The organism is Spectribacter hydrogenoxidans (genome assembly GCF_031846275.1).
In the GTDB taxonomy this organism is placed as follows: Bacteria; Pseudomonadota; Gammaproteobacteria; order Nevskiales; family Salinisphaeraceae; genus Spectribacter; species Spectribacter hydrogenoxidans.
In genome coordinates this window covers 340065-363911 of record NZ_JAVRIB010000001.1, presented here as the reverse complement: position 1 = coordinate 363911, position 23847 = coordinate 340065, and the positions used below count along the sequence as shown (strand labels likewise).

Here is a 23847-nt window from a genome sequence, read left to right as displayed (position 1 = left end):
GCTGAACCATGTCCATTAACGTAACAACCACCTGCCCCTACTGCGGCGTCGGTTGCGGCGTGCGTGCGGCGGTCGATGACAACGGCGCCGTGAGCATCGCCGGCGACGAGGGCCATCCGGCCAATGCCGGCCGCCTGTGCTCCAAGGGCGCCGCGCTCGGTGACACCACGGGCCTGGACGGCCGCCTGCTGCACCCCGAAGTGCGCGGCGAACGCACCGACTGGGACACCGCGCTGGACGCCGTCGCCGACGGCTTCCGGGACGTTATCGAACAGCACGGTCCCGAGGCCGTGGCCTTCTACGTCTCCGGCCAGTTGCTGACCGAGGACTACTACGTGGCCAACAAGCTGATGAAGGGCTTCATCGGCAGCGGCAACATCGACACCAACTCGCGGCTGTGCATGTCCTCGGCGGTGGCCGGCCACATGCGCGCGTTCGGCGAGGACGTGGTACCCGGCTGTTACGAGGATTTCGAGGCGGCGGACCTGATCGTGCTGGTCGGCTCCAACACCGCCTGGTGTCATCCCATCGTCTACCGCCGCATCGAGGCCGCGCGCGCCGCGCGGCCGGACCTGAAGCTGGTGGTCATCGATCCGCAGTGCACCACCACCGCCGAGGACGCCGACCTGCATCTGCCGGTGGCGCCGGGTCAGGATGTCGCCCTGTTCAACGGCCTGCTGGCCCATCTGGAAGCCGGCGGCCACATCGACAGCAGCTTTGTGGATGCCCATACGGAGGGTGCCTTCGCGGCCCTGGCGGCCGCGCGACGCAGCGGCAACACCGCCGAGCTGGCCCGCACCACCGGCATCGCCGAGGCCGATCTGGATTGCTTCTTCGACTGGTTCGGCGCGACGGAGCGGACGGTCACGGTGTTCTCCCAGGGAGTGAACCAGTCCAGCGCCGGTACCGACAAGGTCAACGCCATCATCAACTGCCACCTGCTCACCGGCCGCATCGGCCGGGCGGGCACAGGGCCGTTCTCGATCACCGGCCAGCCCAACGCCATGGGCGGGCGCGAGGTGGGCGGTCTGGCCAATACCCTGGCCGCGCACCGGGATTTCGACGCGGCGGATTCGGTGGCCACCTTCTGGCGTGCCCCGTATATCGCCCGCGAACCGGGCCTCAAGGCAGTCGACCTGTTTCAGGCCATCGGCGACGGCCGCGTGAAGGCGGTCTGGATCATGGCCACCAACCCGCTGGTATCCCTGCCCGACGCGGATGCCGCCCGGGCCGCGCTGGAGGCCTGCGATCTGGTGGTGGTATCGGATTGCGAAGGCGCCACCGACACCCTCGCCTGCGCCGACATCAGGCTGCCCGCCGCCGCCTGGGGCGAAAAGGACGGCACCGTCACCAACTCCGAACGCTGCATCTCCCGCCAGCGGCCGTTCCTGCCGGTGCCCGGGTCGGCGCAACCGGACTGGTGGATCGTCACCGAAGTCGCCCGCCGGCTGGGGCACGGCGCAGCCTTCGATTACGACTCGCCGCATGACATCTTCCGGGAGCATGCCGCGCTGTCGGCCCATGACAACGACGGGCGCCATGTTTTCGACATCGGCGGGTTGGCGAACCTGACACGGGCGGAATACGACGCGCTGGAGCCCCTGCAGTGGCCGGTTCCGGCCAGCAGAACTCGGGACTCGAGACACGGGACAGCCGCAAAGCGTTTATTCGCCGACGGCCGTTTCCCCACCAAATCCGGCCGTGCCCGCTTCGTGGCCGTGACCCCACGGGGCCCGGCCAATGCCCCCGATACCGACTACCCGCTGGTCCTGAATACCGGCCGGGTCCGCGACCACTGGCACACCATGACCCGTACCGGCCGCTCGGCGCGCCTGTCGGCGCATGTCGACGAGCCCTTCGCCACGCTGCACCCGCAGGACGCGCAGGTCTTCGGCCTGCGCGACGGGGCGCTGGCCCGGCTCGACACCCGCTGGGGGCACATGCTGGCCCGTGTCCGGATCGACCCGGGCCAGGCTCGCGGCAGCGTTTTCGTGCCCATGCACTGGAACGGGCAGACCGCCTCTGCCGGCCGCGTGGGTGCGCTGGTCAACCCGGTGGTGGATCCGCTTTCCGGCGAACCCGAGTTCAAGCACACACCGTTGCGCGTCAGCGCATTCGCCGCCCGCTGGCACGGCTTTCTGCTGACCCGGACGCGCCCCGCGCTGACCGGGGAAACGGATCTGGACTACTGGGTGCTGGTCCGCGGCGAACAATTCTGGCGCGCCGAACTGGCCGCCAGCGAGGCGGTGGGCGACTGGGGCAAGCGAGCCCGCCGACTGCTGGGCGCTACCAGTCCCGATGCCGACTGGCTCGAGTTTCGTGACGAGCGGGCCGGCGCCTACCGCGGCGCGCGACTGGTGGACGACCGACTGGAAGCCTGCCTGTTCGTGGCTGCCGAACCGCCTGGCCTGCCGGCGCGCCACTGGCTGGGTGGCCTGTTCGCGCAGGACGAATTATCCGACGCGGACCGCATGGCCCTGCTCGCGGGCGGCCCGGTCGAATCCGGCGGCGATACCGGTCCGCCGGTGTGCAGTTGTTTCGGCGTCAGCCGCGCGGTGATCGAGACGGCGATTCAGGATCAGGGACTGACCACACCGGCGGCCATCGGCGACGCGCTGGGCGCGGGCACCAACTGCGGCTCCTGCCTGCCGGACCTGCGCCGGTTGATCGACATCCACGCCACTACAACGGACGATGATGCTAACGAGACGAACCCAGTTGCCGCGCAAGCGCATTGACCAGCGGCTTCATGAAGTAGCTGGATTCGGGCATCAGGTCCACGCGGACCCCACGCTCGGTCAGCGCATCGCGGATGATCGGCCCCACGGCCGCCACCGTAGTCGCGGCCAGCCCGGCGCGCAGGCGATCCTCGCACTCGCGCCGGCCGGCCACCTGGAACAGGCGGCGCACCTGCGGCGAGCTGGTGAAGGCAATGGCGTCGACCCCGCCATCCGCCAGCGTGTCGATCAGCGCAGCCACCTGCTCGTCTTCCGCGTCGTCGGCATAGATGTAGGGCGCCACCGGGCGGACCTCGGCCCCGGCCTCTTGCAGCCAGCCGACCAGCTTGTCGTTGGGATCGGTGCCGTAGAGCTGCACGCCCACGCGCCGACCGGCGAGGTCCTCGGCGATCAGGGTCTCGATCACCCCGTCGGTGGTCGGTGTCGCGGCCGTCAGGGTCGGGCGCAGGTCGAGATCGCGCAGGGCCCGCGCCGGCTTGGGACCGCGGGTGAGCGTGCGCACCTGACCCAGCCGCGCCACGAAACGATCACGCAGGTCGCCGCCGGCGCGCTCGGCAAAACCCAGCAGGCGCCGCAGCCCCTCGCCGGTGAGCAGGATCAGGTCGTCGCAACCGCCCTCGGCGAATTCGCGCAGCCAGGCTTCGACCGGCGCGGGATCCGGCGCGTCGTGGATCGCCACCAGCGGCGCCCGCAGCACGGTTGCGCCGCGGCGTTCCAGCATGTCGGCGAACAGGTCCAGCGCGCGCGATTCCGGCACCGCGATGCGGCGGCCGGCCAGGGCGTCGGCGAGGTCGGTGGGATCGGCATCGGTCATGGCGAGAGTATCCGGGTGAAGGCGTCGGGCGAATCGCCATTGTCGCCAACCCTCGGCCTGCCGTCATGCCGGGGGCAATGACCATGATCACCGCGCACCTGTTTCAGGCGCCGCGTCAGGCGGGCGAGGATGCCATCCAGCGGCTGACACGGTGGTGGCACGCCCGCCGCCGGCGCGCCGGAGAAGTCTGGCTGGTCGGGGCCGGCCCCAGCGATCCCGGCCTGCTCACGGTCAACGCCGTGCGGGCGCTGAAACGCGCCCAGGTGGTGCTGCATGACAGCCTGATCGCCCCCGAGGTCCTGGCACTGGCCCCGCGCCGTGCCCGGCGCATCCATGTCGGCAAGCGCTGCGGCAACCATCGCACCCGTCAGGCCGTGATCCATCGCCTGATGCGGCGTTATGCGGCAGCCGGCTATCGCGTGGTGCGACTCAAGGGCGGCGACCCGTTCGTGTTCGGCCGCGGCGGCGAGGAAGTGCAGGCGATGGCCAGTGCCGGCATTGCCTGCCAGGTGATTCCCGGCATCACCGCCGCCACCGGCTGCGCCGCCTATGCCGGCATTCCGCTCACCCACCGTGACTACGCCCACAGCGTGCAGTTCGTCACCGCCCGCTTCGGCCGCGCAGGCGACGAACCCGACTGGTCCGCCCTGGCCCGGCCGGGCCACACGCTGGTGTTCTACATGGGCGGCCGGCGACTGGGCCTGCTGGCCCGGCGTCTGCTGCGCAGCGGTCGCGGAGCGGACTGTCCGGTGGCCATCATCCGGGACGGCACCGGCCCGAACCAGTCGGTACGTTTGACCACGCTTGCCGGGTTGCTCGCCGAACCGCCGGAACAGACCAATGCCGGCGCCATCCTGACCATCGTCGGCGAAGTCGTCGCGCTGCACCCGCGCTGGCAAACGGCGCCCGGAATCCCGGCCAACGCAACGGCGGCCTGACCGTGAGCAGTGCGTTACGGACAGCTTGGCATTATCGTGTCCGCTCATGCCGCATCACGATCCCGATCTCCCTTTCATCCGGCCGGTCGAGCCCGCCGACCTTGACGCCATCGTGGCGCTGGAGCAGCGCTGCTTCGACCGGGATGCCCAGACGCGGCGCAGCCTGCGTTACTTGCTGACCCGGGCCAATGCGATCACTCTCGCGGCCGAGCAGCCCGGCCGCCTGGTCGGCTATCTCACGCTGCTGTTGCGGCGCGGCGCGCGCACGGCGCGGGTCTACTCGATTGCGGTGGACGCCGCGGCACGCGGGCAGGGGCTGGCGGCAGGTCTGCTGGCCGCGGCGGAAGACCGGGCCACCCGGCTCGGCTGCAATCGCATGGTCTGCGAGGTGCGGGAGTCCAACCGGGCCTCGCTGGCGCTGTTCGCCGGCCACGGTTATCAACGCAAACGCGATCTACCAGCGTATTATCCCGGCGGCGAGGACGGCGTTCGTCTGGAAAAGCGACTGGATTGATGGCGGAAGCGATTCTGGTAGTGGAAAGCCCGCGCGACTGGCGGGCGGCGGAGAGCCCCGCGCGGGTGGTGGCCGCCGACGATTACCTGACCGACCCGGCCTACGCGGCCGGGGCATTCCACGTCATCAACCTGTGTCGCAGCGTCCGCTACCAGAGCACCGGCTATTACTGTTCACTGCTGGCCGAGGCCCGCGGCCATCGTGTGATTCCCTCGGTGGCCACCATCCAGGACCTGTCCCGCAAGGCCCTGTACGGCTACGAAATGCCGGCACTGTCCGCCCTGCTCGACAAGCTGCCAGCGGAGCGCCGCGCCGTGCTTCCACGGCAGCTGCACATCCTGTTCGGCCAGAGCACGGTGCCCGGTTTCGAGGACCTGGCCCGCCAGGCCTTCGGGGCCTTCCCGGCGCCGCTGCTGGAACTCGAGATCAGCAGTGACCGGCGGCTGGCGGTTACCGCATTGCGCACCCTCGCACCGCGATCGCTGAGCGAGGAGGCACACCAGGCCCTGCCGGCCGCCCTGTCCGGCTACATGGCTCGGGGACGGCGCCGTCGGCGGCGCCGCGATTTCCGCTTCGACATGGCCATCCTGGCTGACCCGGCCGAGTCCCAGCCGCCATCCGACCGCGGCGCGCTGCCTCGATTCGCCAGCGCCGGCCGCGAACTGGGGCTGGACGTGGAATTCATCCGCGCCCGCGACTTCGGCCGTCTGGCCGAATTCGATGCGCTGTTCATCCGCGAAACCACCCGCCTGGGACACCATACCTACCGCTTCGCCCGCCGGGCCGAGCAGCTGGGCCTGGTGGTGATCGATGACCCGCGTTCCATCCTGCGCTGCACCAACAAGGTGTATCTGGCGGAGTTGCTCGCCGCCAACCGGATTCCGGCTCCGCGTACCGCGATCTTCGGCGAGCGCGAGGTGGACCGCCTGCCGGATATGCTGGGCTTTCCCATGGTGCTCAAGACGCCGGAGGGGGCCTTCTCGAAAGGCGTGTTCAAGGTCGAAACCACCGAAGAGCTGGCCAAGCGCGCAGCCGAACTGCTGGACGAGTCGGAACTGGCCCTGGCGCAGGAATTCGTGCCCACGGAGTTCGACTGGCGGGTCGGAGTACTCAATCGCCAGGCGCTTTACGTATGCCAGTACGAAATGGCCGCCGCGCACTGGCAGATCGTCAAGCACGACGGCGATGGCAAGTTCCAGGAAGGCGGCTTCCGCACCCTGGCAGTGGACGAGGCCCCGGCAGACGTGGTGCGCACCGCGGTCAGGGCCGCCAACCTGATCGGCGATGGCCTGTACGGCGTGGATCTGAAGCAGACCGCCCAGGGCCTGCGAGTGATCGAGATCAACGACAACCCGAGCATCGACCGGGATGTCGAAGACGCGGTGCTCGGCAACGAGCTCTACCGCCGGATCATGGCCGAGTTCCTGCGGCGGCTGGAAAGCCGGGGGCGGCCGAACCGCGCCGGACGCTGAGCGGCCGGCGCGCTCAGTCGTCCAGTCCCTCCCGGTACCAGTAAACGCGCTCTCGCACGCCCAGCGGAATATTGGGCACCCCCGTTACCGTGGTACCCGAGATCACCGCCAGATACTGCTTGTCGCCAATGGGCACCACCACCGGCACCGGCGTGGGCGGGAAACCCCCGCCGGGCGTGACCTTGAATCGATCCGGTGTGGTCAGACCCTCACGACCATCCTGCTCGATGGTGGCGCTGGCGGTGCGGTAGTCGACCGCATAGTTGCGGGCGATGCCGAGGTCCGCCGCACAGGGCGTGGCCTCGGACGGGGGCTGGTTGGTATTGAAGAAGGTGCTGCCGGCCAGCGTGGTGGCGCCGCCCACGACCTTTTCCCCGGCGTTGCCAAGGGTCACGAACCAACCGTCGCGGTCGGCCAGGTCCGTGGCCGCAGCCGCCTGCTGGCCCTCACTGCCCACCTGGATGAGATTGTCGGTGGCGTCATACAGGTCACCCACCCCGATCGGCGCCGCCGGTGGCGGTCCTTCGGTCTGGCTGTCCTTGAACATATAGAAGCGATTGGTCGGGGTCAGCGAGAACGGCTGCTCGCGATCCCCCGACCCCACCAGCACGGCGTCGAAGGCCTCGTCCAGCTCGGTGGCCGGGGCCGCCACCACGTCCACCGGGTACTGGAACTCCTGGTCAGCGCCGACATCGGCCAGCTTGTAGTGGTCCCATAACGCGAAGTCGGGGCCACCCGAGGCGGTGCTGTCCACCAGATCGATCCGCCAGACCTGCCCCCCGGTATCCGGAATGTAGATCCGGTCGAGGTACCCGTCACGGTCCCGGTCGATCGGGGTGGGGCCGGCCGGCATGCTGTACTGCATGGCCAACTCCGTGACCGTGATATCCCCGGCTGCGCTGCTGTCCGGGGCCGGCCCGATCTGCCACAGCAGTTCCCCGATACGTGCGTTGACCACGAACAGGCCGCGGCCGCTGCTCGCGCCGGATGAGTTATCCGTGCCCGTGACCGGGTCCGCGTCTTCGGCCGCCGGATCATAGCCGGCGCCGAAAATGGCCACCGGATCCGCCATGCCGCGCAGGCGGCCGATGCGCACATCCGACCAGGTCTGGCCGAGTTCCGCAAAACCCGGCGTGGTGGGATCCACTTTCCAGAGCAGCCGGGGCGAAGCCGGTGCCGTGACATCGAAGGCATAGAGGAATCGCCCGCCACGACGCATGGTGGCGTACACGTAGACCTTGTCGCCGTCGGCCGGTTCGACCACACGGTCGCCATCCACGTCCATGACGTAGGCGGCGACATTGCCATCGGCGAAATAGCGTTTGCCCTGGGCGTTGGAACGCAGTGCGCCCAGCTCATCGAAGAATTCGGGCGGCACGAACGACCACAGCTCTTCGCCGCCGCCAGCGGCATCGCGACCACCGCGCACGGCGTGGATCATGCCGTCATTGCCGCCGTAGAAGACCACCACGTCGGTATCGCCGCCACCGGTGCCGTAGTTCACGATGCCGGGCTGGGAATGCAGGACGTCCCCGTGAACCGAGGCGCGTACATCGTCGGTACGGCCGTCGCCATCCTCATCCTCCGGGACGCTGCCGCCGGTCTCGACCGGTACCTGGTGATTGTCCTCGCCGCGAATCCAGTCGATCAGATCGGCATCCAGCCCGACATCCGCGTTGGCACTGGAAAACGGCGTGGCGCTGAGCAGATCCCCGGTGTCGCAGCCATCGGTGCAGGTGTAGATATTCCGCGCGCCCGCATAGGCGCCTGCCGTCTCGAGATCGCGCAACTGCTGAGCCGCCCCGCCTTTCTCCACCACGGCGCCGTCCGGGGCATCCGAGCCGGACGGCGGCTCGCCACTCGGGGCGAAATCCCAGTAGCTGGAGGCATGCGTCCAGAAGCTGGTCGCGCCGTTGTTGATGAAACCGGTCACCGGGCTCTGTGCCGCATCACCGTCGACATCGGCCAGGAACACGTTATCCGTGGCCGGATCGGCATTCAGTTGATAGAGCTTGAGATTACCGAACCAGCGGGTGCGGTCATCCGCGTCGGGCCGGAACACACCGATATAGACCTGATTCAGATTGGTGCCCCGGACATTCACCGACACCGGCAGCGCCACCGCCGCGAACACGCTGTTGACGGCAAGAATGTCATCGATCACATCCTGCAGCGCCTGTAGCAGTTCCACCGGCTCCTGCACCGGGTAATAGGCGTCCTGGTTGTTCTGCACCGCGATCGATTTCAGCAATGCATGGCCCGCCCGGTTCTTGCGGTTGCCCTCCTGGTTCGAATTCGGGTCGTAGACGTCGATGACATACGTGCGCAGCGTCTGCACACCATCCTTGATGTCGTCGGGGACCACATCGGCGGCGTTGAAGAAACGCGAGTACTCGTCGGCAACAATCGCCTCGTAGTCATCGGGTTCCAGCGGGATGGTGGCGGTGTTACCGCCGATGCGCCGCAGCAGATTCTCCGGCGTACCGCCGCTGTTCTCGCCGGAGTCCGGCTGACCGTTGCCGATCAGGATCAGGTAATTGTGGCAGGCCTCGGCGCCGGGGCTGACATAGCGATCACCGTTCAGGGCGCGCGGGTCCTGGACAATCTTGGTGTCCTTCTGGTCCAGCCCGCCCGCACGCGGGGCGCGGCCGCCGAAGTACTGGTAGGCCTCGTGCATGCCCAGCGCATAGGCCGCGTTGTTGGCCTGCTGGATGCCGGACTTGGTGTCATTCACGCCGCTGGCAAACAGGTTGAACAGCTCACTGCGATAGGTCTCATCGAGAAGCTGGACGTGCTTGATCACCTTGCCGCCGTCGGGCTGTTCCTCCGAGAACACCATGAAGCCGATATTCAGCTGGTTGACGAACGGGTTGCCGGCGTCGTCCTCCCAGGCCTCATCCGGGGCAAATATGCGCGCGAATGCCTCATGCTCGAGCGACCGCTTGGTGAAATCACCGAGGGTCGAGTTCCAGTTGGCCGTGTTGTCGATCATGAACAGCACGTTGGGCGGCTTACGCATCTCGGCCTGCGTGATCCGGAACAGATCGATGTCCTCGGCCTGCAGGGGCAGCGCCAGAGTCGCGACGGTCACCGCCGAGGCGGTAGCCAGTACGTGCAAGCGGCATGAAAACATTGATGAAGTCCTTTCGGGTTACGGCGAACAGGTGCCGGCGTTCAGCAGAATGCGGACACCCACCCGGGCCCGGCTGTTCGCACCGCCGGCGGGATCCGCGGCGCCGGCATCGAACTCGTAGTAGTTGTGCTGCAGCGACAGCGGATTGACCAGCGAGAACCCCGGCATGGTGCTGGAACGCACACACACGGGCGCGGAACGCGCCACGTTCAATCCGCCCTCACGCGTGCCGGCCGGCAGCGGCGCCGGCGCGGTGAAGTTGTCCAGGCGGCTGATGGTGTTCTCGACCACCCGCTGCACCACGCTCTCGGCGTTGTCCTGTTCCTGGCTGTTACCGACGATCAGCAGTGATCCGCCGGAGAAGTTCATCGAGGCGGTAGCCAGCAGGCCGAGCACGGCAATCATCAACAGGCTGACCACCAGCACCACACCACGCTGTGTCCGAGCGCCACGCATCACGGCTTCTCCCGCCGTCCGGCCGGATTCGCCAGCCGGACCGTTGAGGTGAACAGATGCCGCTTGTGGCCATCGCCGGCAGGCGGCGTGAAATCGTCGGTGCCATCCGGGCCGGCCACCCCCTCGCCCATCCGATAGGTCTTGGGGTCGGTGGCAGCACCCAGCGGTTGCTGCGTGCGGGCCAGCAGGTACAGCCTGAGCCCGACCACGTCCGCCCATTCCTGCGGGTTGTCGGGCTGTTCCTCGAATTGGTTGGGGATGCCGTTGTCGCTGGTATCGATGCCGTACTCGACTTGCAGCATTTCGATGCCGGCCGCCAGGGGCTCGGCGCACCAGGCGCTGCCCGCCAGGCGCAGCCGCATCAGGGTGGGGATCGGCCGCCCGGCATCGGACTGGTCACCGTCACAAGGCGTGGCGTCTACCGGGCGGGTGCGCGGCGCGATGTAGAAGGTCTCGACCTGCCAGTCCCGCAGCGGGGCCGCCACCTGGACACCCGCGGCATTGCTCTGGGTAATTCCGAAACCGTCGGCATCGGGATTGGACTGAGTGCCCAGATCCAGCCGGTAGTCCCCGGCCGCAGCCTGCAGGAAAAGCGCCGATCGGCCGGCAGCGTATGCCGGCGTTCTGGCCAGCGTGCCGGCGCGGCGGATGGTGACGACATCCGTGCCATCCACGTGGTCGGCGTCGGTCAGGCAACTGCCGGCGGGATCGCCGGCCGGCGAATCCAGGCCCTGCAGGAACAACCGCATACCGTCTTCGGCAAACGTCGGCGTCGCAGCGCCGCAGGGATCCGGGAGTGCGGCAGGCAACGCGGGCATCGGCGCCACCGGAGGATACAAACCGCCATAGAACCCGGCATGGTGAAGATGGTCCGACAGAACGTCGATGGCGAAACGGCCGTTCTCGATCTGCCGCACCTGGCGCTCGATCTGGCGATTGCCCTGGCTGCCGGTGGCGGCCAGCGCGACCACCCCCGCCACCAGCAACAGGCCGATCACCATCGACACCATGATCTCGACCAGGGTGAACCCCGTCTGCGTTGGCGCGCGACCGTTCATCCGAGCGCCGCGAACTGTAGTGTTTCCGACAGCGTTCGGCGCAGACGCTCATCGCCGTATGCGCCTTCCCCGCAGGGGTTGGCGGGAGGCGCGCCCGACGGCGTCTCGCCCTGCCAGGCCAGCGTCACGGTCAGCGAATCGGTTGCCGCGTCGAACGTGATGCAACCCCGGGCCCCCAGCAGGCCCCCGGCATCGGCACCGCCCAGCGATTCGCTCGCGCCGTCGAGCAGGTCATCCCACTGGGCGAGATCGGCATCGGCCAGCGCACGTGTTTCGTTGTCGCCGAATCCGACGCAGGCGGGAAAGTTGTCGGTGCCCGCGCCGATATGGAATTGCTGGCCGAGCACATCGGTGGTGACGTAGCAGCGACGCGCCACCCGGTTCAGGTTGATGCGGGCGGTGATGTCCGCCACCAGGGTCAATGCCTGGGCGCGCTGATAGGCTTCGATTTCGGTCTGCTGCGCCCGCACCTGCAGGCCCGCATACCCCAGCAGCGCGATGCTCACCAGGACCAGCGCGACCAGGACCTCCAGCAACGTGAATCCGGCGGCTGTCCTCACGAGCATTCCCCATTGACGGCAATCATCGACAGACCGCCCAGTTCGACCCGCACATCACGGCCCTGGGTGGCGCCCGATGCACAGACACGAAAGCGGGTGGCCACCGACCGGCCGGAACTTTCATAGCTGACCTGATCGGGCGCCGGCGACACCGCGACACCGGTCGAGCCGATACCGCAATAGGCCTGCAGCACCCCGGCATTGCTGGCGGTATCGCCGCAATCGATGTCGGCAGCGGCGGCATTGGTCGACACCATCCAGCCCTCGGCCCAGTCGGCGCCGGTGCCGCCCAGCGGCAGCACATGCACGGTGGTATTGCGCTTGATGGCTTCGGTACGCGCATACAGCAGTGTTGCGTAAAGCGTCTGCGCCGCATTCTTGGTGCTCTGGTCCGCCGTAAAGCCCTGAAAGCCGGGCACCGCAATCGTTATCAGGATGATCAGGATCGCCAGGCCGACCATCATCTCGACCAGCGTGAAACCCCGGGCACGACGTCTCATTTCCAGACCTCGGCCGGCGACTTCCTGCCATCCGCGCTCAGCGCCAGGGTGGCCGCATCGGCCTGTACCGTGCCGGCACGCGGCGTCGCGGTCACGACAAAACTTGGCGGGGTAGCGGCGTTATTGGTAGTCACGGTCACGGTGTAGTAATCGCTGACCCCCTCGGGAATCGCCATGTCCAGCTCGCCGGCCGCGTCGCCAAGGTCGGTCGGGTACGCGCGGGCATCAAGTCGGAACTGGGTGGCACGACCGAGCACGTCGAGCAGAAATTCCTGCGCCCCGGCCTGGTGGCCGCGCACGACGAAAGCGCGGTAGCTGGGGAAAGCCACCGTGACCAGAATCGCCACGATCGTCATCACGATCAGCAGCTCTATCAAAGTGAATCCCGTCGGCATCCGTCGCCGCATCGTTGTCGTCCATGACCAGCAGGGGCCGTCACGGGTTATCGGCCGGCCGTACCGGAATTTGCATGGGCGCCGACGAACGGCGGCCGCCGCCGGATCAGCGGCAAACCGCAGTTGCCTGCCATCACCTTCCCGGCGATGGACGCAACTTCCCCCCTGATTCATTGCCAACTTCCCCCCTGACGCGATGGCGGGACTGCCCATCGCGATCCTGCCGTTGCCTGAACTTCTTTTATTGCCAGTGCGTTGTCAACTATTTCGCACCTGGATTCATGGCCTGCCGATACCAGCCCAGGGCGAACTCCGGGGCTCGCCACAACCGCCTTTGCTAAACTATTGGGTCACAAACGCGCGCCGACCGGCGCCTGACCCAACCTCCATGAACGGGGCATTCGACATGACGGAACGCGTGCAGGTTGGCGGTTTGCAGGTAGGCAAGCCGCTGCATGATCTGATCCACACGGCGCTGCCGGGCACGGGCGTGGACACCGATGCGTTCTGGTCAGGCCTGGAGTCGATCATTAACGATCTGGCGCCGAAGAATCGCGAACTCCTGAAAAAGCGGGAGACGCTGCAGGAGCAGATCGACGCCTGGCATCGCGAGCGCGCCGGCCAGCCCCATGACGCCGCCGCCTACAAGGCGTTCCTGGAGGAGCTGGGCTACCTGTTGCCCGAACCGGCCGCGGTGCAGGTCACCACGTCCAACGTGGATGCCGAAATCGCCAGCGTGCCCGGCCCGCAGCTGGTGGTGCCGATTTCCAATGCCCGCTTTTCGCTCAACGCGGCCAATGCCCGCTGGGGCAGCCTGTACGACGCCCTGTACGGCACCGATCTGATCGAGGACAAGCCGGGTCAGGAAAAGACCGCCAGCTACAACCCCGAGCGCGGGGCGGTGGTGGTGACCGAAGCCGACAAGCTGATGGACGAAATCTTCCCGCTGGATGGTGCCTCCCACGCCACCGCCAGCCGCTACGCCATCGTCGACGGCACCCTTGCCGTGACCACGGACAAGGGCGAATTCGGCCTGAAGAATCCCGGTCAGTTCGCCGGTTTTCGCGGCAGCGCCGAGGCCCCGGACGGCGTGCTGTTGGTCAACAACGGCCTGCACGCGGAAATCCAGATCGACCCGACTCACCCGGTCGGTGCCAACCATGCCGCCGGGGTCAAGGACGTGCTGATGGAATCGGCGGTCACCGCCATCCAGGATTGCGAGGACTCGGTGGCCGCGGTGGACGCCGTCGACAAGGCCGGGGTCTACGCCAACTGGCTGGGCCTGATGAAGGGCGATCTGGAAGAGTCCTTCGACAAGGGCGGCAAGACCACCACCCGCCGTCTGCACCCGGACCGCGAATACACCGCGCCGGACGGTGCAGAACTACGCCTGCCCGGCCGCAGCCTGATGCTGATCCGCAACGTCGGCCACCTGATGACCACACCCGCGGTGCTCGATGCCGATGGCAACGAAGTGCCCGAGGGCATTCTCGACGCCTACTGCACCAGCCTGATCGCCAAGCACGACCTGCTGGGCAATGGCCCGCATCGCAACAGCCGGACCGGCAGCGTCTACATCGTCAAGCCCAAGATGCACGGCCCCGAGGAAGTGGCGTTCACGGTGGAACTGTTCGGCCGCGTCGAGGACGCGCTGGGCATCGCGCGCAACACCCTCAAGGTGGGCATCATGGACGAGGAGCGGCGCACCACGCTCAACCTCAAGGCCTGCATCAACGAGGCCCGCGAACGCGTCATCTTCATCAACACCGGTTTTCTGGACCGCACCGGCGACGAAATCCACACCTCCATGGAAGCCGGCGCCATGGTACGTAAGGGCGACATGAAGGCCGAACCCTGGATCAAGGCCTACGAGGACTGGAACGTGGACGTCGGCCTGGAATGCGGCCTGCGCGGCCGCGCCCAGATCGGCAAGGGCATGTGGCCCAAGCCCGACGTGATGAGCGAGATGATGGCCACCAAGCAGGGTCATCCGGATGCCGGCGCCAACTGCGCCTGGGTGCCATCGCCCACTGCCGCCACCCTGCACGCCATCCACTACCACCGCCGCGACGTGCTGGCCCGCCAGGAGGAGATCTCCAGCAAGGGCCGCCGCGCCAGTCTGGATGACCTGCTCAGGATTCCGCTGGCCGCCGACACTAGCTGGTCCGCCGACGCCATCCAGGAAGAACTGGACAACAACGCCCAGGGCATTCTTGGTTACGTGGTGCGGTGGATCGACCAGGGCGTGGGCTGCTCCAAGGTGCCGGACGTCAACGACGTCGGCCTGATGGAAGACCGCGCCACCTGCAGGATTTCATCCCAGCACATCGCCAACTGGCTGCATCACGGCGTCACCGACACCCAGCAGGTGATCGAGACGCTCAAGCGCATGGCGAAGGTGGTCGACCGCCAGAACGAAGGCGACCCGACCTACAAGGCCATGTCGGCAGACTTCGACAGCTCCGTCGCCTTCAAGGCCGCAGCCGACCTGGTATTCAAGGGCGCCGAACAGCCCAGCGGCTATACCGAACCGGTGCTGCATGCCCGGCGGCTGGAACTCAAGGAAAAGCTCGGCGTCGGCTGAGGGCACTCACGCGCGGCAAACGGAGAGCCCGGCTCCAGGCCGAGCGTTTTCGTGTCCGGTCGATGGGGTGGCCCCGCGGCGGCGGTTTGCGTTGTTGATGTTGCCGGGGCGTGCGAGCCAGCCATGGCCGACCGCTGCTTGACCACAACATTCGGACCGGCATCCACCGCTCCGTCAAGCAGCGGTACGACTCGGACGGGGCGTACCGACCGCAGAATCTGGAAACGCTGCTGAACGGGCGCGGTTGGCCGGAGGCGTTGGCCTGAGTCCGCTGACGAATCCTCGATCGACCGGCACAGCCATGGCCCGTGAGAGATTACCGCTTGAAGAGTCCTCGGCATGCCGACCGCGCAAGGACTGACGGTACCTATAGCGTGACGATCGGGGCCAGGCGGTTTCGCTTCGAGCGGCTTTCGGAATAAATAGACGGTTCCCGGCAATCGACGAATGACTTTCAATACCCGGCCCTTTGCCCCTCTCCGGATTGCGCGTACCGCAATCGGCTGACGCGGCTGCCGATACACCGACTCTGCTAGGCTTTTCGGCGAGACATACTGACCGTCCTGGTGGCTTCTTAACCATCTGCAGGCCCGCTTTGCACGGAACACACGACCCCAGCTTGGTGGCTTTGTCGATCGCGGTGGCAGTGATCGCGTCGTACGCCGCCTTGTATCTTGCGGGCCGGGTCACCGCCCACCCGGGGCCAGGCGGATGGATCTGGATCGTCGTGGGCGGATTCGCCATGGGCATCGGCATCTGGTCCATGCATTTCGTGGGCATGTTGGCGTTCCGGCTGCCGCTTGACGGCCCGATGAGCTATGACACGGTGTTGACCCTGCTCTCACAGGCGCCCGCAATCGGCGCATCCGCCCTCGCCTTGACGCTGGTGAGCCGTCAGCGCCTGCAAAACAGGCATGTCCTGATTGGCGGCATCCTGATCGCCACCGGCATCAGCAGCATGCACTACATCGGCATGGCAGCCATGAGGATTGCGCCTGCCATCACCTACGATCCAGTACTGCTGGCGGCATCGGTGGCCATCGCACTGGCCGCATCGTACCTGGCATTGTGGATTGCCTTCGAGTTGCGCGAGCGATATTCAGCCGTGGCCGTGCTCGCCAAGCTCGGCGGCGCCGCTATCCTGGGCGGTGCCATCTCCAGCATGCACTACGTCGGCATGGCGGCGGCGCAGTTTGCCCCGGAGACCGTCAGCCTGGCCGCCACCGAGGGCCACAACCTGACGTCGGCCTCGCTTGCCCATCTCGTCGGCGGCGCGAGCATCGTCCTCCTGCTGGCAACGTTGATCGCCTCCGCCCTGGACGCCCACATGGCCGATAAGCAGACAAGAATGGCCAACCTTCTGCGCGCCGATAACCAGCACCTGCAGTCGATTGCCTTCCGGGATTCACTTACCGGACTTACCAACCGGGCCCTTCTCGAGGACAGGCTGACGCAAGAGATCCGCCACGCCGAACGCGGCGGCCGTATATTCGCGGTCCTGTTCATCGATCTGGACAGTTTCAAACCGGTTAATGACACCTACGGCCACCGCAGCGGCGACTTCATGCTCACGGTGCTCGCCGACCGTCTTGTCGGCGCGGTCCGCGGTACCGACACTGTCGCCCGGGTCGGCGGCGACGAGTTCGTGGTAATTCTCAGCGAGCTGGCCGACCCACGAGACGCTGCAGCCCTCTGCGAAAAAATCCGCGATACCATCGCGCAGCCTGTCGTCCTGCCGCAAGGGGAGGTCGCCGTTTCCTGCAGCATCGGGATCAGTCTTTATCCGGATCACGGTACGGATACCATTACCCTGCTCGAAAACGCCGATGCCGCGATGTACGCCGCCAAGGCGGACAACCGCTATGGCTACCGATTTTTCAAGCCGGACATGAAGAAGACGCAGGCAGGACATGCACCGCCTATCGCATGACACGTGAGGCCTGGAAGGCACCCGTACGACCAAACGGGCCGTCGCTGGCCGATGCCAGGCGACAAAACCTCTGCCCGGGAAATTGACGCCCGCAACCACGCCACCTTCCGGGACGGCAATCGCGTCACCGAAGGGCAGACCGTCAGCGTATTCAAGGCGCGCGAGGCCGGCCATTGAGAAAATGCCGAGATGCGCTTCTTGACCTTCCGCCGGCACAGGCGTAAGGCTTGAACTCTGCACGAACAATGGCGCTGGTGCTGTCAGCGACGCCATCACGCCCAACCGGTGATGCGACCGGCAGCGGCCTGGTGGCACAAAAAAGCCCGCAGCCGCGCCGCGGGTCCCGCTGCATACTTTCGGAGAAGGCACTCATGACGATCGACGCACACTTCGCTGCCATCGAGGGAAACGGCCCGCATCACGTGCTGGTTCTTCACGGATGGGCATTGGACAGCGGCGTGTGGCTCGGCACCCGCGCAAAGAGCAACGTGATGGACTTCACGTGGGCGTACCTGGACTTTCCCGGCTATGGCGCCAGCCGGCCTTCCCAGCCGGCCGATGGCGTCGACGGTATGGCGGCGTCGGCCCTGTCGGCTGTCGATGAGCTGGGGTGGACCTCGTTCTCCGTGGTCGGGCACTCGATGGGCGGTGTCACGGCCTTGAGAGTGGCGACCCTGCGCCCCGAAGCCATTTCCCGGGTGGTCGCACTCACGCCAGTGTCGCCCGGTGGCACGCCCCTGGACGAAGCCACATACGCCGCGTTCGCGAACGCGTGGGACGATCCGGGTGCGGCAATCCGCTCCAACCTGGCGCCCGGCATTGAGGCGGACGACCTGGACCGTTTGGTCGCCCGTAACCGCGCCACGATGGATCGCCCCACCTGGGAGGCCTATTTGAAGAACTGGACGTCGGCCGACTTCATGGGCGACCTCTCCCGGATCCAGTCGCCCGTCGCAATCCTCTATGGTGAGACCGATCCCTTCATCACGGCGGATTATCTCAAGCCCACGCTCGATCACCTGCCAGACGGCCGGCTGGTCAAGCTGCCCTCCGTCGGGCATTACCCCATGATCGAAGCCACTGCCGAAGCCCAGGAGGCGATTGAGAAGGCGCTGCGGGCCTGATGCCGCAACCCTCGTCGATCGTATCGACTTCGTGCATGTCGGCGGACTTCGACAACGCCGTCGCCTTCAAGGCCGCAGCCGACCTGGTATTCAAGAGTGCGGAACAGCCCAGCGGCTATACCGAGCCGGTGCTGCATACCCGGCGGCTGGAACTGAAGGAAAAGCTCGGGATCGGTTGATCCGCCAATAGGTCCGCGACGGGACAACGCCCGGCTCCGGCCGGGCTATGATCGCCTGCCAATCACTGACAGCAGACCGGGCTCACCACTGGCGCTTTTTGTGCAACTGGCGCCCCGCCGGGCACATGGGCCGTTGCGGGCGCCAGTGGCACGAAATGGCAAGCGTGGGTCGAAGGCGCGCGGCTAGCCTCTGGGTGCGACGGCCCGACCGGCCGACACACGGGAGGAGAAGACGATGAAAAATCGGACGAATGCGCTCACAGTCGGAATGCTGCTGTGGGTATGGCTGGCCGGCGGCGCCGCGATGGCGGCCGAATCCACGATCCCGGTGGCGGTCGCCGACTTCGACTACTACGACACCTCCGGCGAACCCACCGACCAGCAGGCCGAGCACGCCCGACGGATGGCCGGCTTCGTCACCATCCTGCGGGAGCGGCTGGCGGCAGATGGCGCGTTCACGGTTCGGGAGCTGCGCTGCGGCAAACCCGACTGCACGGCCGGGGACCTGGCGCCAGACGAGCTCATCAAGGCCGCCCGCGAGGCCGGCGCCCGGATGCTGGTCTACGGCGGCATCCACAAGATCAGCACGCTCGTGCAGTGGGGCAAGGTGCAGGCCGTCGACCTGGATAATGAAGCCCTGCTGCTCGACCGTTCCTTTTCGTTTCGCGGCGACAATGACCGCGCGTTTCAGCGGGCGGCCGATTTCGTGATGCAGATCCTGACGACCGCGGCGCCCGCGCCGGCTTCATGACGCGGGGGTGCACATCCCGGGCTGTCTAATGCTCGCGCCGCCAGCGCTGCGGTGACTGTCCGTACCAGTCGACGAAGGCGCGGGTGAAATGCGCCGGATCGGCGTAACCCAGCTCGTAGGCCACTTCCGTCACCGAGGCCTCGGGCCGGCGCAGCAAGACCGCAGCCTGCGCCCGGCTGATCCCGCGAACGACATCCGCGAAGCTGGTGCCCTGCGCCTGCAACCGCCGCTGCAACGTGCGCACCGTCAGGCCAAGCCGCCGGGCCACCCAGGCGCGGTGGGGCCGGCCATCCAACAGGCTCAGGCGCACCAGCTCGCGGACGTAGCCCACGAGATCCTCGGCCCCCGGCAAGCTCGTCGGGTCGTCTTCCGAGCGGAAGCAGCCGGTGCGCGGGTTGGGCACGTCCAGCAGGTGCGCGGGAAATACCACGGCGGCCACCTCACCATGGGTGACGTCGCAGCCGTTCAGGCTCTCCACTGACGCACGGCCGGGCAATCGCGGGCCCGGCATGTCCAGGCGATCCGGAGCCCAGCTTGCCCCCGCATACCAGCGCAGCACCGAGATCATGTAGCCCATGGCCAACAGCTCGTTCTTCTGCCGACCCACCGGCGTCCTCTCGGTGATGCGATAGGTCCAGCGCGCCAGCGGACCGTCGACGGTCAAGGCCATATGCGTGGCGGATTGCAGCAGCAACGCGCAATCACCGATCCCGGTCTCGATCGCCCGTCGCAGCGAGGGCGCCGCGCAGAATCGCTGTGCCCAGGGGCCCAGCCCGGCAACGCCGGCCTCGCGCGCCAGCCGCGCCGGTAACGCATCATCGCCGAGCTCACGGGCCGCGCATTCGATCAGCCGGAACTGGTCCCGGAGCGGCACCAGCAAGTCGGGCTGCTCGGCCAGGCGCAGGGGCAGCTCGGCACTGCGGAAAACACGAGCGACGCAGCCGCCGCCGCGCGCGACGAACTCCACCACCGGCCCCATGGTGCTGGCCCGGGTCAGGGCCGGCTGCGTCATGCGGCCCTCACCATTCCTTTCCTACCGCTTCCGGCCTTCCGCATGGCAAGTGCATCCGCTCGCTCGCGCGTATCAACCGGAATATAGAGGAAGGCGCTCCGGCCGGCGAGTTGGATCGCCCTGGGCCGACACGGCTTGGGCCCCGAGCCTGTGACGGCGCCACTCGCCCCGGTCTCAGGCGGTCGCGGGAATGTCCTGCGGCAACAGAGAGATTATGTCTGCGGCCGCTATTTCCTCGTCAGAAAATAGCGCAAACAATAAGGTGTCACCGGAATTCCCGGAAAACCTAGGCGAGTTCTGCCAATGTCTCAAGACGTCTTATGAGGATGGGCAGCCTGGCTTGGCTCGCGTCATCGCCGGGCAAGTGGCCGGGCAGTGCATCCATGAAGTCACGTTCGGTCAGCAATGCTCGAAACCGTTGGGCGAGATGTTGTTTCAACGGCTCGCTGCTTTGCTGAACCTCGCCCGTCACCTCTGCGCGCCCGTCCAGAACGGCCAGGATATCCTCCATGTCGTGGCTGGCCATGTAATCGCCGTGACCACGGCCCTCGAACGCGGCAAGCTTGGTGGCGAGGAAGTAGGGCGTAGTCACCATGCGTATGCGTGCCCCGGAAGGCAGACTCACAGACTCGGCGGCATCGAGCGCGGGCTTGTACCATTCGTTGCCGAAGCCGAAAACCTTCGGACTGGTGGGCATCACATCCAGGATCACCTTGTCAGCACGCCACCGGCAAATCACGGCGTCCTCGCCTTGATCCTCCTGGAAGCCTCGCTGTCTTAGCTTCTCCGCGAAGCGGTGATATTCGATCATCGTCGTCAATTCGCTGATCACATCAACGTCCTGTGTGGCGCGAACGACTGGTGCGCCGGGATCGGTGAGCAGCAGTCCTGTAGCACAACCGCCGAGGAATACGATCTCGTCCGCAAGCGGGCCAAGCCTTTCGGCTGCTGTCTCCATGATTGTCAGGTTGGGATTCGCGGATCTAGGCATGCTGCGCCAGACGATTCCGTAGCACCTTGACCGCCATGTCCCGCTCTCGTGCTCGGCCGCCGCGAATCGCGTCGACCAGCGCCAACAACTCATACAACTGCCCGTCTCGTCGGGCCGCCGCGACGGCGTTCTTGTATAGCGGCGAGAACGCCATGCCGCGGACTTCGCCCTCCGGATCGGGCCAGACGGGCGGCAATTCGTTGGAAGCATCGAAAGCCTCGCTCAGCGGCGGCCCGGCATAACCGGTCGGCAGCCCGCGAGTCGGCTCGCCGCGCTCGGGGACGAACACATAACGCACGCCATGCACCAGGAACTCCTCCAGGTTACGGAAATGAGGCCGGGCGCCATTGCCGTCCTTGATCGCGAGCTGAGCCTGCACGGCACGCCGTACGGCGGAATGGAGCTGCGAGGGGCTTAAGTGCAGATCGGTGGCAAGAGACGAATACGTCCAGCGCCAGTCACCGAGAGCAACCAGCTTGAGCATGACCAGCACGTCTTGCGACTTGAGCACCACGATATTCCATATTCTAGAATCCAGAATATAGAATAACCGCTGCCAAGGTCATGTCAACTCCGCCAATTCAAACAGGAGAGTATTGAGCAGCGGGATCGAAGTGTGATTGCAAGCCCCGACCGTTTGCGCGCGCTCACGCGGTGCTGTTCTGGGGCCAGCAGTTTCTCGATCCAGGCGCGACGGCGGGCTACAAGTCCTCGTAACGGGGCACCTGACGACGCATCGAGTAGCCTGCGAGATACCTATACTTTCCCGGAACGCGGGAACGCGCTCCCCCGGAACGGCGCCTATCGCTCCTTGCGCACGCCCTTGAACGGCTTGTCGTCGGCCTTCTGATCCATGAACCGGCCGGTGTCGCTATCCCGTTTGGTCCAGCGTTGATTTCCGGGATTGTAGGTCTGCGACCGGTCTCGGACCATGCCGCGACGGCGGTTATCGCCGGTGGGAGGATTGGTTGCCATGGTTTACCTCATATAGCTCAATGACAGATATCTGTAAATCTAGTTCAGAGTGTACAAATAGTCAAATTTAGTATATAAAGTGTAAACCATTCTCGGCGAGAAACCCCTATGATCGGAGCACGCATCAAGCAGGCGCGCGTGGCGGCCGGGCTATCTCTGCGCGGCCTCGCCGATGGAGTGGGTCTGTCCGCGATGGCGATCTCCAAGTACGAGCGCGAGGAGACCAAGCCCTCCTCGGAGGTCCTGTTGCGTCTGTCCAAAGCCCTGGGGGTGCGGGTCGAGTATTTCTTCCGGCAGGTCGAGGTCGAGCTGGAGGGGATCGAGTACCGCAAGCATCCGCAGCTTCCCAAGCGGGACGAGCAGCGGGTGCTTGCCGATGTGGTCGAGCAGCTCGAGCGCTGGGTGGAACTCGAATCCATCATCCCATCGTCCTGGCCCAAGGCCTTCGAGGTGCCGGCCAGACTGCCCGAAAAGATCGAGACCATGGACGCGATCGAAGCCTGTGCAAAGCAGGTCCGTGAAGCCTGGAACCTGGGCCTCGACCCGATCGGCGATCTGATTGAGGAGATGGAAGAGGAGGGTATCAACGTCGTTCTGATCGACTACGATGCGGAGAAGCGCTTCGATGGCCTGTCCTCGCGCGTGCGTGGCGCACCGGTCATCGTGGTGGGACGCGAATGGCCGGGGGATCGCCAGCGCTTCACCCTGGCGCACGAGCTCGGTCATCTCGTGCTACGTGGCCGTCTCGCCGGCGACGCCGCGAAGAAGGGCGAGGAAAAAGCATGCGATCGGTTCGCCGGTGCCTTCCTCGTACCCAGGGAAGAGGTATTCCGAGCGCTCGGCGAACGCAGAAAGTGGCTCGAACCGAGGGAGCTCTATCTACTCAAGCACGAATGGGGCTTGAGCATGAATGCCTGGTTGTACCGGGCCAAGGACCTTGGGATCGTCAACGGCGCGACCGCCGGCAGACTGTGGAGGTTCTTCGCCGCGCACGGCTGGCGAAAAAACGAACCCGGCGATGCTTATCCGAACGAGAGAACCGAACGATTCGACCAGCTCGTCTACCGCGCGTTGGCCGAGGACCTCATCGGTGAAGCCAAGGCCGCCGAGCTCCTCGGACTCAAGATAGCCGAGCTGCGAGCCCGTCGCCGAATGGAGTCTGGCGATGAGGCTGATCGTCACTGACGCCAATATCTTCATCGACATGGCGGCAGGGGAACTGCTGGAAAGCATGTTCGCTCTCCGCATCGAGTTTGCCGTGCCGGATATCCTCTATCTTGAGGAACTGCACGAGAACTACGCCACGCTACCCGGCCTTGGCCTGCGGGTATGGCCGATGTCGGAAACCGTGGTAGCGGACGCGGAGGTGCTGCGTACACGGTATCGCAAGCCAGGCCAGAACGACCTGTTTGCACTGGCGCTGGCGCGTTCGCAGCAATGTCCTTTGCTCACGGGAGATCGCGATTTGCGACTCGCTGCAGAGCAGGAGGAGGCCGAGGTCCATGGGACGTTGTGGCTCGTCGAGCGCATGGTCCAGGAGCTTGATCTCGCCCTCGACACTGTCGAAAGGGCCTACCGCCTGATGGAAGAAGACGGCAGTCGCCTGCCGTGGCCCGAGGTACGTCGGCAATTGCGTCGGTTGGCGAAAACGCAGGAACAATAAGTGGGAAGTAGCTCATCATCCCCGTAGCGCGACGAAATCCTCTCCGGCACTTATTTCCCA

22 protein-coding genes and 1 pseudogene are annotated in these 23847 nt (G+C 66.2%); 12 read left to right on the top strand and 11 right to left on the bottom strand.

All coding sequences use genetic code 11. The features are described from left to right. Positions 1 to 8: 8 nt before the first annotated feature. Positions 9 to 2738: a molybdopterin-dependent oxidoreductase gene (locus RM532_RS01720; RefSeq protein WP_311651383.1), complete on the top strand. Its 2730-nt coding sequence runs from the start codon at positions 9 to 11 to the stop codon at positions 2736 to 2738. Here the strand turns inward: RM532_RS01720 and RM532_RS01715 are convergent. Then, a complete protein-coding gene (locus tag RM532_RS01715; protein WP_311651382.1) occupies positions 2701 to 3552 on the bottom strand; it encodes a uroporphyrinogen-III synthase in 852 nt (283 codons plus the stop codon). The genes RM532_RS01720 and RM532_RS01715 overlap by 38 nt on opposite strands. A gap of 83 nt (positions 3553 to 3635) precedes the next feature. Here RM532_RS01715 and cobA point away from each other — a divergent pair, with 83 nt between their 5' ends. From cobA to RM532_RS01700, 3 genes are read left to right on the top strand one after another with little or no spacing between them, the layout of a single operon-like run. After that, positions 3636 to 4490 (top strand): uroporphyrinogen-III C-methyltransferase, encoded by an 855-nt coding sequence (gene cobA / locus RM532_RS01710; protein WP_311651381.1) that lies wholly within the window; start codon positions 3636 to 3638, stop codon positions 4488 to 4490. 46 nt (positions 4491 to 4536) lie between these two features. After that, complete coding sequence (locus RM532_RS01705) at positions 4537 to 5004, top strand: GNAT family N-acetyltransferase (protein WP_311651380.1); 468 nt, start codon at positions 4537 to 4539, stop codon at positions 5002 to 5004. After that, positions 5004 to 6476 (top strand): RimK family protein, encoded by a 1473-nt coding sequence (locus RM532_RS01700; RefSeq protein ID WP_311651379.1) that lies wholly within the window; start codon positions 5004 to 5006, stop codon positions 6474 to 6476. Before RM532_RS01705 ends, RM532_RS01700 begins: the two co-directional genes overlap by 1 nt. Before the next feature lie 13 nt (positions 6477 to 6489). On the opposite strand, the gene RM532_RS01695 is transcribed toward RM532_RS01700, so the two are convergent. The 6 genes from RM532_RS01695 to RM532_RS01670 are packed head-to-tail and all read right to left on the bottom strand — an operon-like array spanning position 6490 to position 12590. Beyond that, positions 6490 to 9609 (bottom strand): pilus assembly protein, encoded by a 3120-nt coding sequence (locus tag RM532_RS01695; RefSeq protein WP_311651378.1) that lies wholly within the window; start codon positions 9607 to 9609, stop codon positions 6490 to 6492. Positions 9610 to 9627: 18 nt separating this feature from the next. Further along, positions 9628 to 10065 (bottom strand): pilus assembly PilX family protein, encoded by a 438-nt coding sequence (locus RM532_RS01690; protein ID WP_311651377.1) that lies wholly within the window; start codon positions 10063 to 10065, stop codon positions 9628 to 9630. After that, positions 10065 to 11123 (bottom strand): PilW family protein, encoded by a 1059-nt coding sequence (locus tag RM532_RS01685; RefSeq protein WP_311651375.1) that lies wholly within the window; start codon positions 11121 to 11123, stop codon positions 10065 to 10067. The genes RM532_RS01690 and RM532_RS01685 overlap by 1 nt, the downstream gene beginning before the upstream one ends. Then, positions 11120 to 11683 carry a type IV pilus modification protein PilV gene (pilV, locus tag RM532_RS01680; RefSeq protein WP_311651374.1) on the bottom strand — a complete coding sequence of 188 codons (564 nt, stop codon included), beginning with the start codon at positions 11681 to 11683 and terminating at the stop codon, positions 11120 to 11122. The genes RM532_RS01685 and pilV overlap by 4 nt, the downstream gene beginning before the upstream one ends. Then, positions 11680 to 12183, bottom strand: a complete 504-nt coding sequence (locus RM532_RS01675) for a GspH/FimT family pseudopilin (RefSeq protein WP_311651373.1) — start codon at positions 12181 to 12183, stop codon at positions 11680 to 11682. Before RM532_RS01675 ends, pilV begins: the two co-directional genes overlap by 4 nt. Continuing rightward, the gene (locus RM532_RS01670; protein WP_311651372.1) at positions 12180 to 12590 is read right to left on the bottom strand and encodes a type IV pilin protein; all 411 of its coding nucleotides are present in this window, start codon (positions 12588 to 12590) and stop codon (positions 12180 to 12182) included. The genes RM532_RS01675 and RM532_RS01670 overlap by 4 nt, the downstream gene beginning before the upstream one ends. A gap of 394 nt (positions 12591 to 12984) precedes the next feature. Here RM532_RS01670 and RM532_RS01665 point away from each other — a divergent pair, with 394 nt between their 5' ends. From RM532_RS01665 to RM532_RS01640, 6 genes and pseudogenes are all read left to right on the top strand, one after another. Further along, positions 12985 to 15162 (top strand): malate synthase G, encoded by a 2178-nt coding sequence (locus RM532_RS01665; RefSeq protein ID WP_349255242.1) that lies wholly within the window; start codon positions 12985 to 12987, stop codon positions 15160 to 15162. A gap of 469 nt (positions 15163 to 15631) precedes the next feature. Next, complete coding sequence (locus RM532_RS01660) at positions 15632 to 17092, top strand: MHYT domain-containing protein (RefSeq protein WP_349255236.1); 1461 nt, start codon at positions 15632 to 15634, stop codon at positions 17090 to 17092. A gap of 51 nt (positions 17093 to 17143) precedes the next feature. Then, a complete protein-coding gene (locus RM532_RS01655) occupies positions 17144 to 17269 on the top strand; it encodes a hypothetical protein (RefSeq protein WP_311651369.1) in 126 nt (41 codons plus the stop codon). Between the two features lie 194 nt (positions 17270 to 17463). After that, a complete protein-coding gene (locus RM532_RS01650) occupies positions 17464 to 18216 on the top strand; it encodes an alpha/beta fold hydrolase (protein WP_311651368.1) in 753 nt (250 codons plus the stop codon). 35 nt (positions 18217 to 18251) lie between these two features. Then, positions 18252 to 18395, top strand: a pseudogene (locus tag RM532_RS01645) (hypothetical protein); the annotation flags it as partial. 235 nt (positions 18396 to 18630) lie between these two features. Beyond that, positions 18631 to 19146: a DUF2380 domain-containing protein gene (locus tag RM532_RS01640; protein WP_311651366.1), complete on the top strand. Its 516-nt coding sequence runs from the start codon at positions 18631 to 18633 to the stop codon at positions 19144 to 19146. A gap of 25 nt (positions 19147 to 19171) precedes the next feature. Here the strand turns inward: RM532_RS01640 and RM532_RS01635 are convergent, their stop codons facing one another. The 4 genes from RM532_RS01635 to RM532_RS01620 all read right to left on the bottom strand — a co-directional run bounded on the left by RM532_RS01635 (position 19172) and on the right by RM532_RS01620 (position 22124). Then, on the bottom strand, positions 19172 to 20158 hold the full coding sequence (locus tag RM532_RS01635) for an AraC family transcriptional regulator (RefSeq protein WP_311651365.1): 987 nt from the start codon (positions 20156 to 20158) through the stop codon (positions 19172 to 19174). Positions 20159 to 20444: 286 nt separating this feature from the next. Beyond that, a complete protein-coding gene (locus tag RM532_RS01630; protein WP_311651364.1) occupies positions 20445 to 21116 on the bottom strand; it encodes a hypothetical protein in 672 nt (223 codons plus the stop codon). Between the two features lie 25 nt (positions 21117 to 21141). Then, positions 21142 to 21660 carry a hypothetical protein gene (locus tag RM532_RS01625; RefSeq protein WP_311651363.1) on the bottom strand — a complete coding sequence of 173 codons (519 nt, stop codon included), beginning with the start codon at positions 21658 to 21660 and terminating at the stop codon, positions 21142 to 21144. 290 nt (positions 21661 to 21950) lie between these two features. Further along, positions 21951 to 22124, bottom strand: coding sequence for a hypothetical protein (locus RM532_RS01620; protein ID WP_311651362.1), 174 nt, complete (start codon positions 22122 to 22124; stop codon positions 21951 to 21953). 108 nt (positions 22125 to 22232) lie between these two features. On the opposite strand from RM532_RS01620, the gene RM532_RS01615 reads away from it, so the two are divergent. Both RM532_RS01615 and RM532_RS01610 read left to right on the top strand, forming a co-directional pair. Then, positions 22233 to 23309 carry a helix-turn-helix domain-containing protein gene (locus RM532_RS01615; RefSeq protein ID WP_311651361.1) on the top strand — a complete coding sequence of 359 codons (1077 nt, stop codon included), beginning with the start codon at positions 22233 to 22235 and terminating at the stop codon, positions 23307 to 23309. Continuing rightward, on the top strand, positions 23290 to 23787 hold the full coding sequence (locus RM532_RS01610; RefSeq protein ID WP_311651360.1) for a PIN domain-containing protein: 498 nt from the start codon (positions 23290 to 23292) through the stop codon (positions 23785 to 23787). The genes RM532_RS01615 and RM532_RS01610 overlap by 20 nt, the downstream gene beginning before the upstream one ends. Positions 23788 to 23847 lie beyond the last annotated feature (60 nt).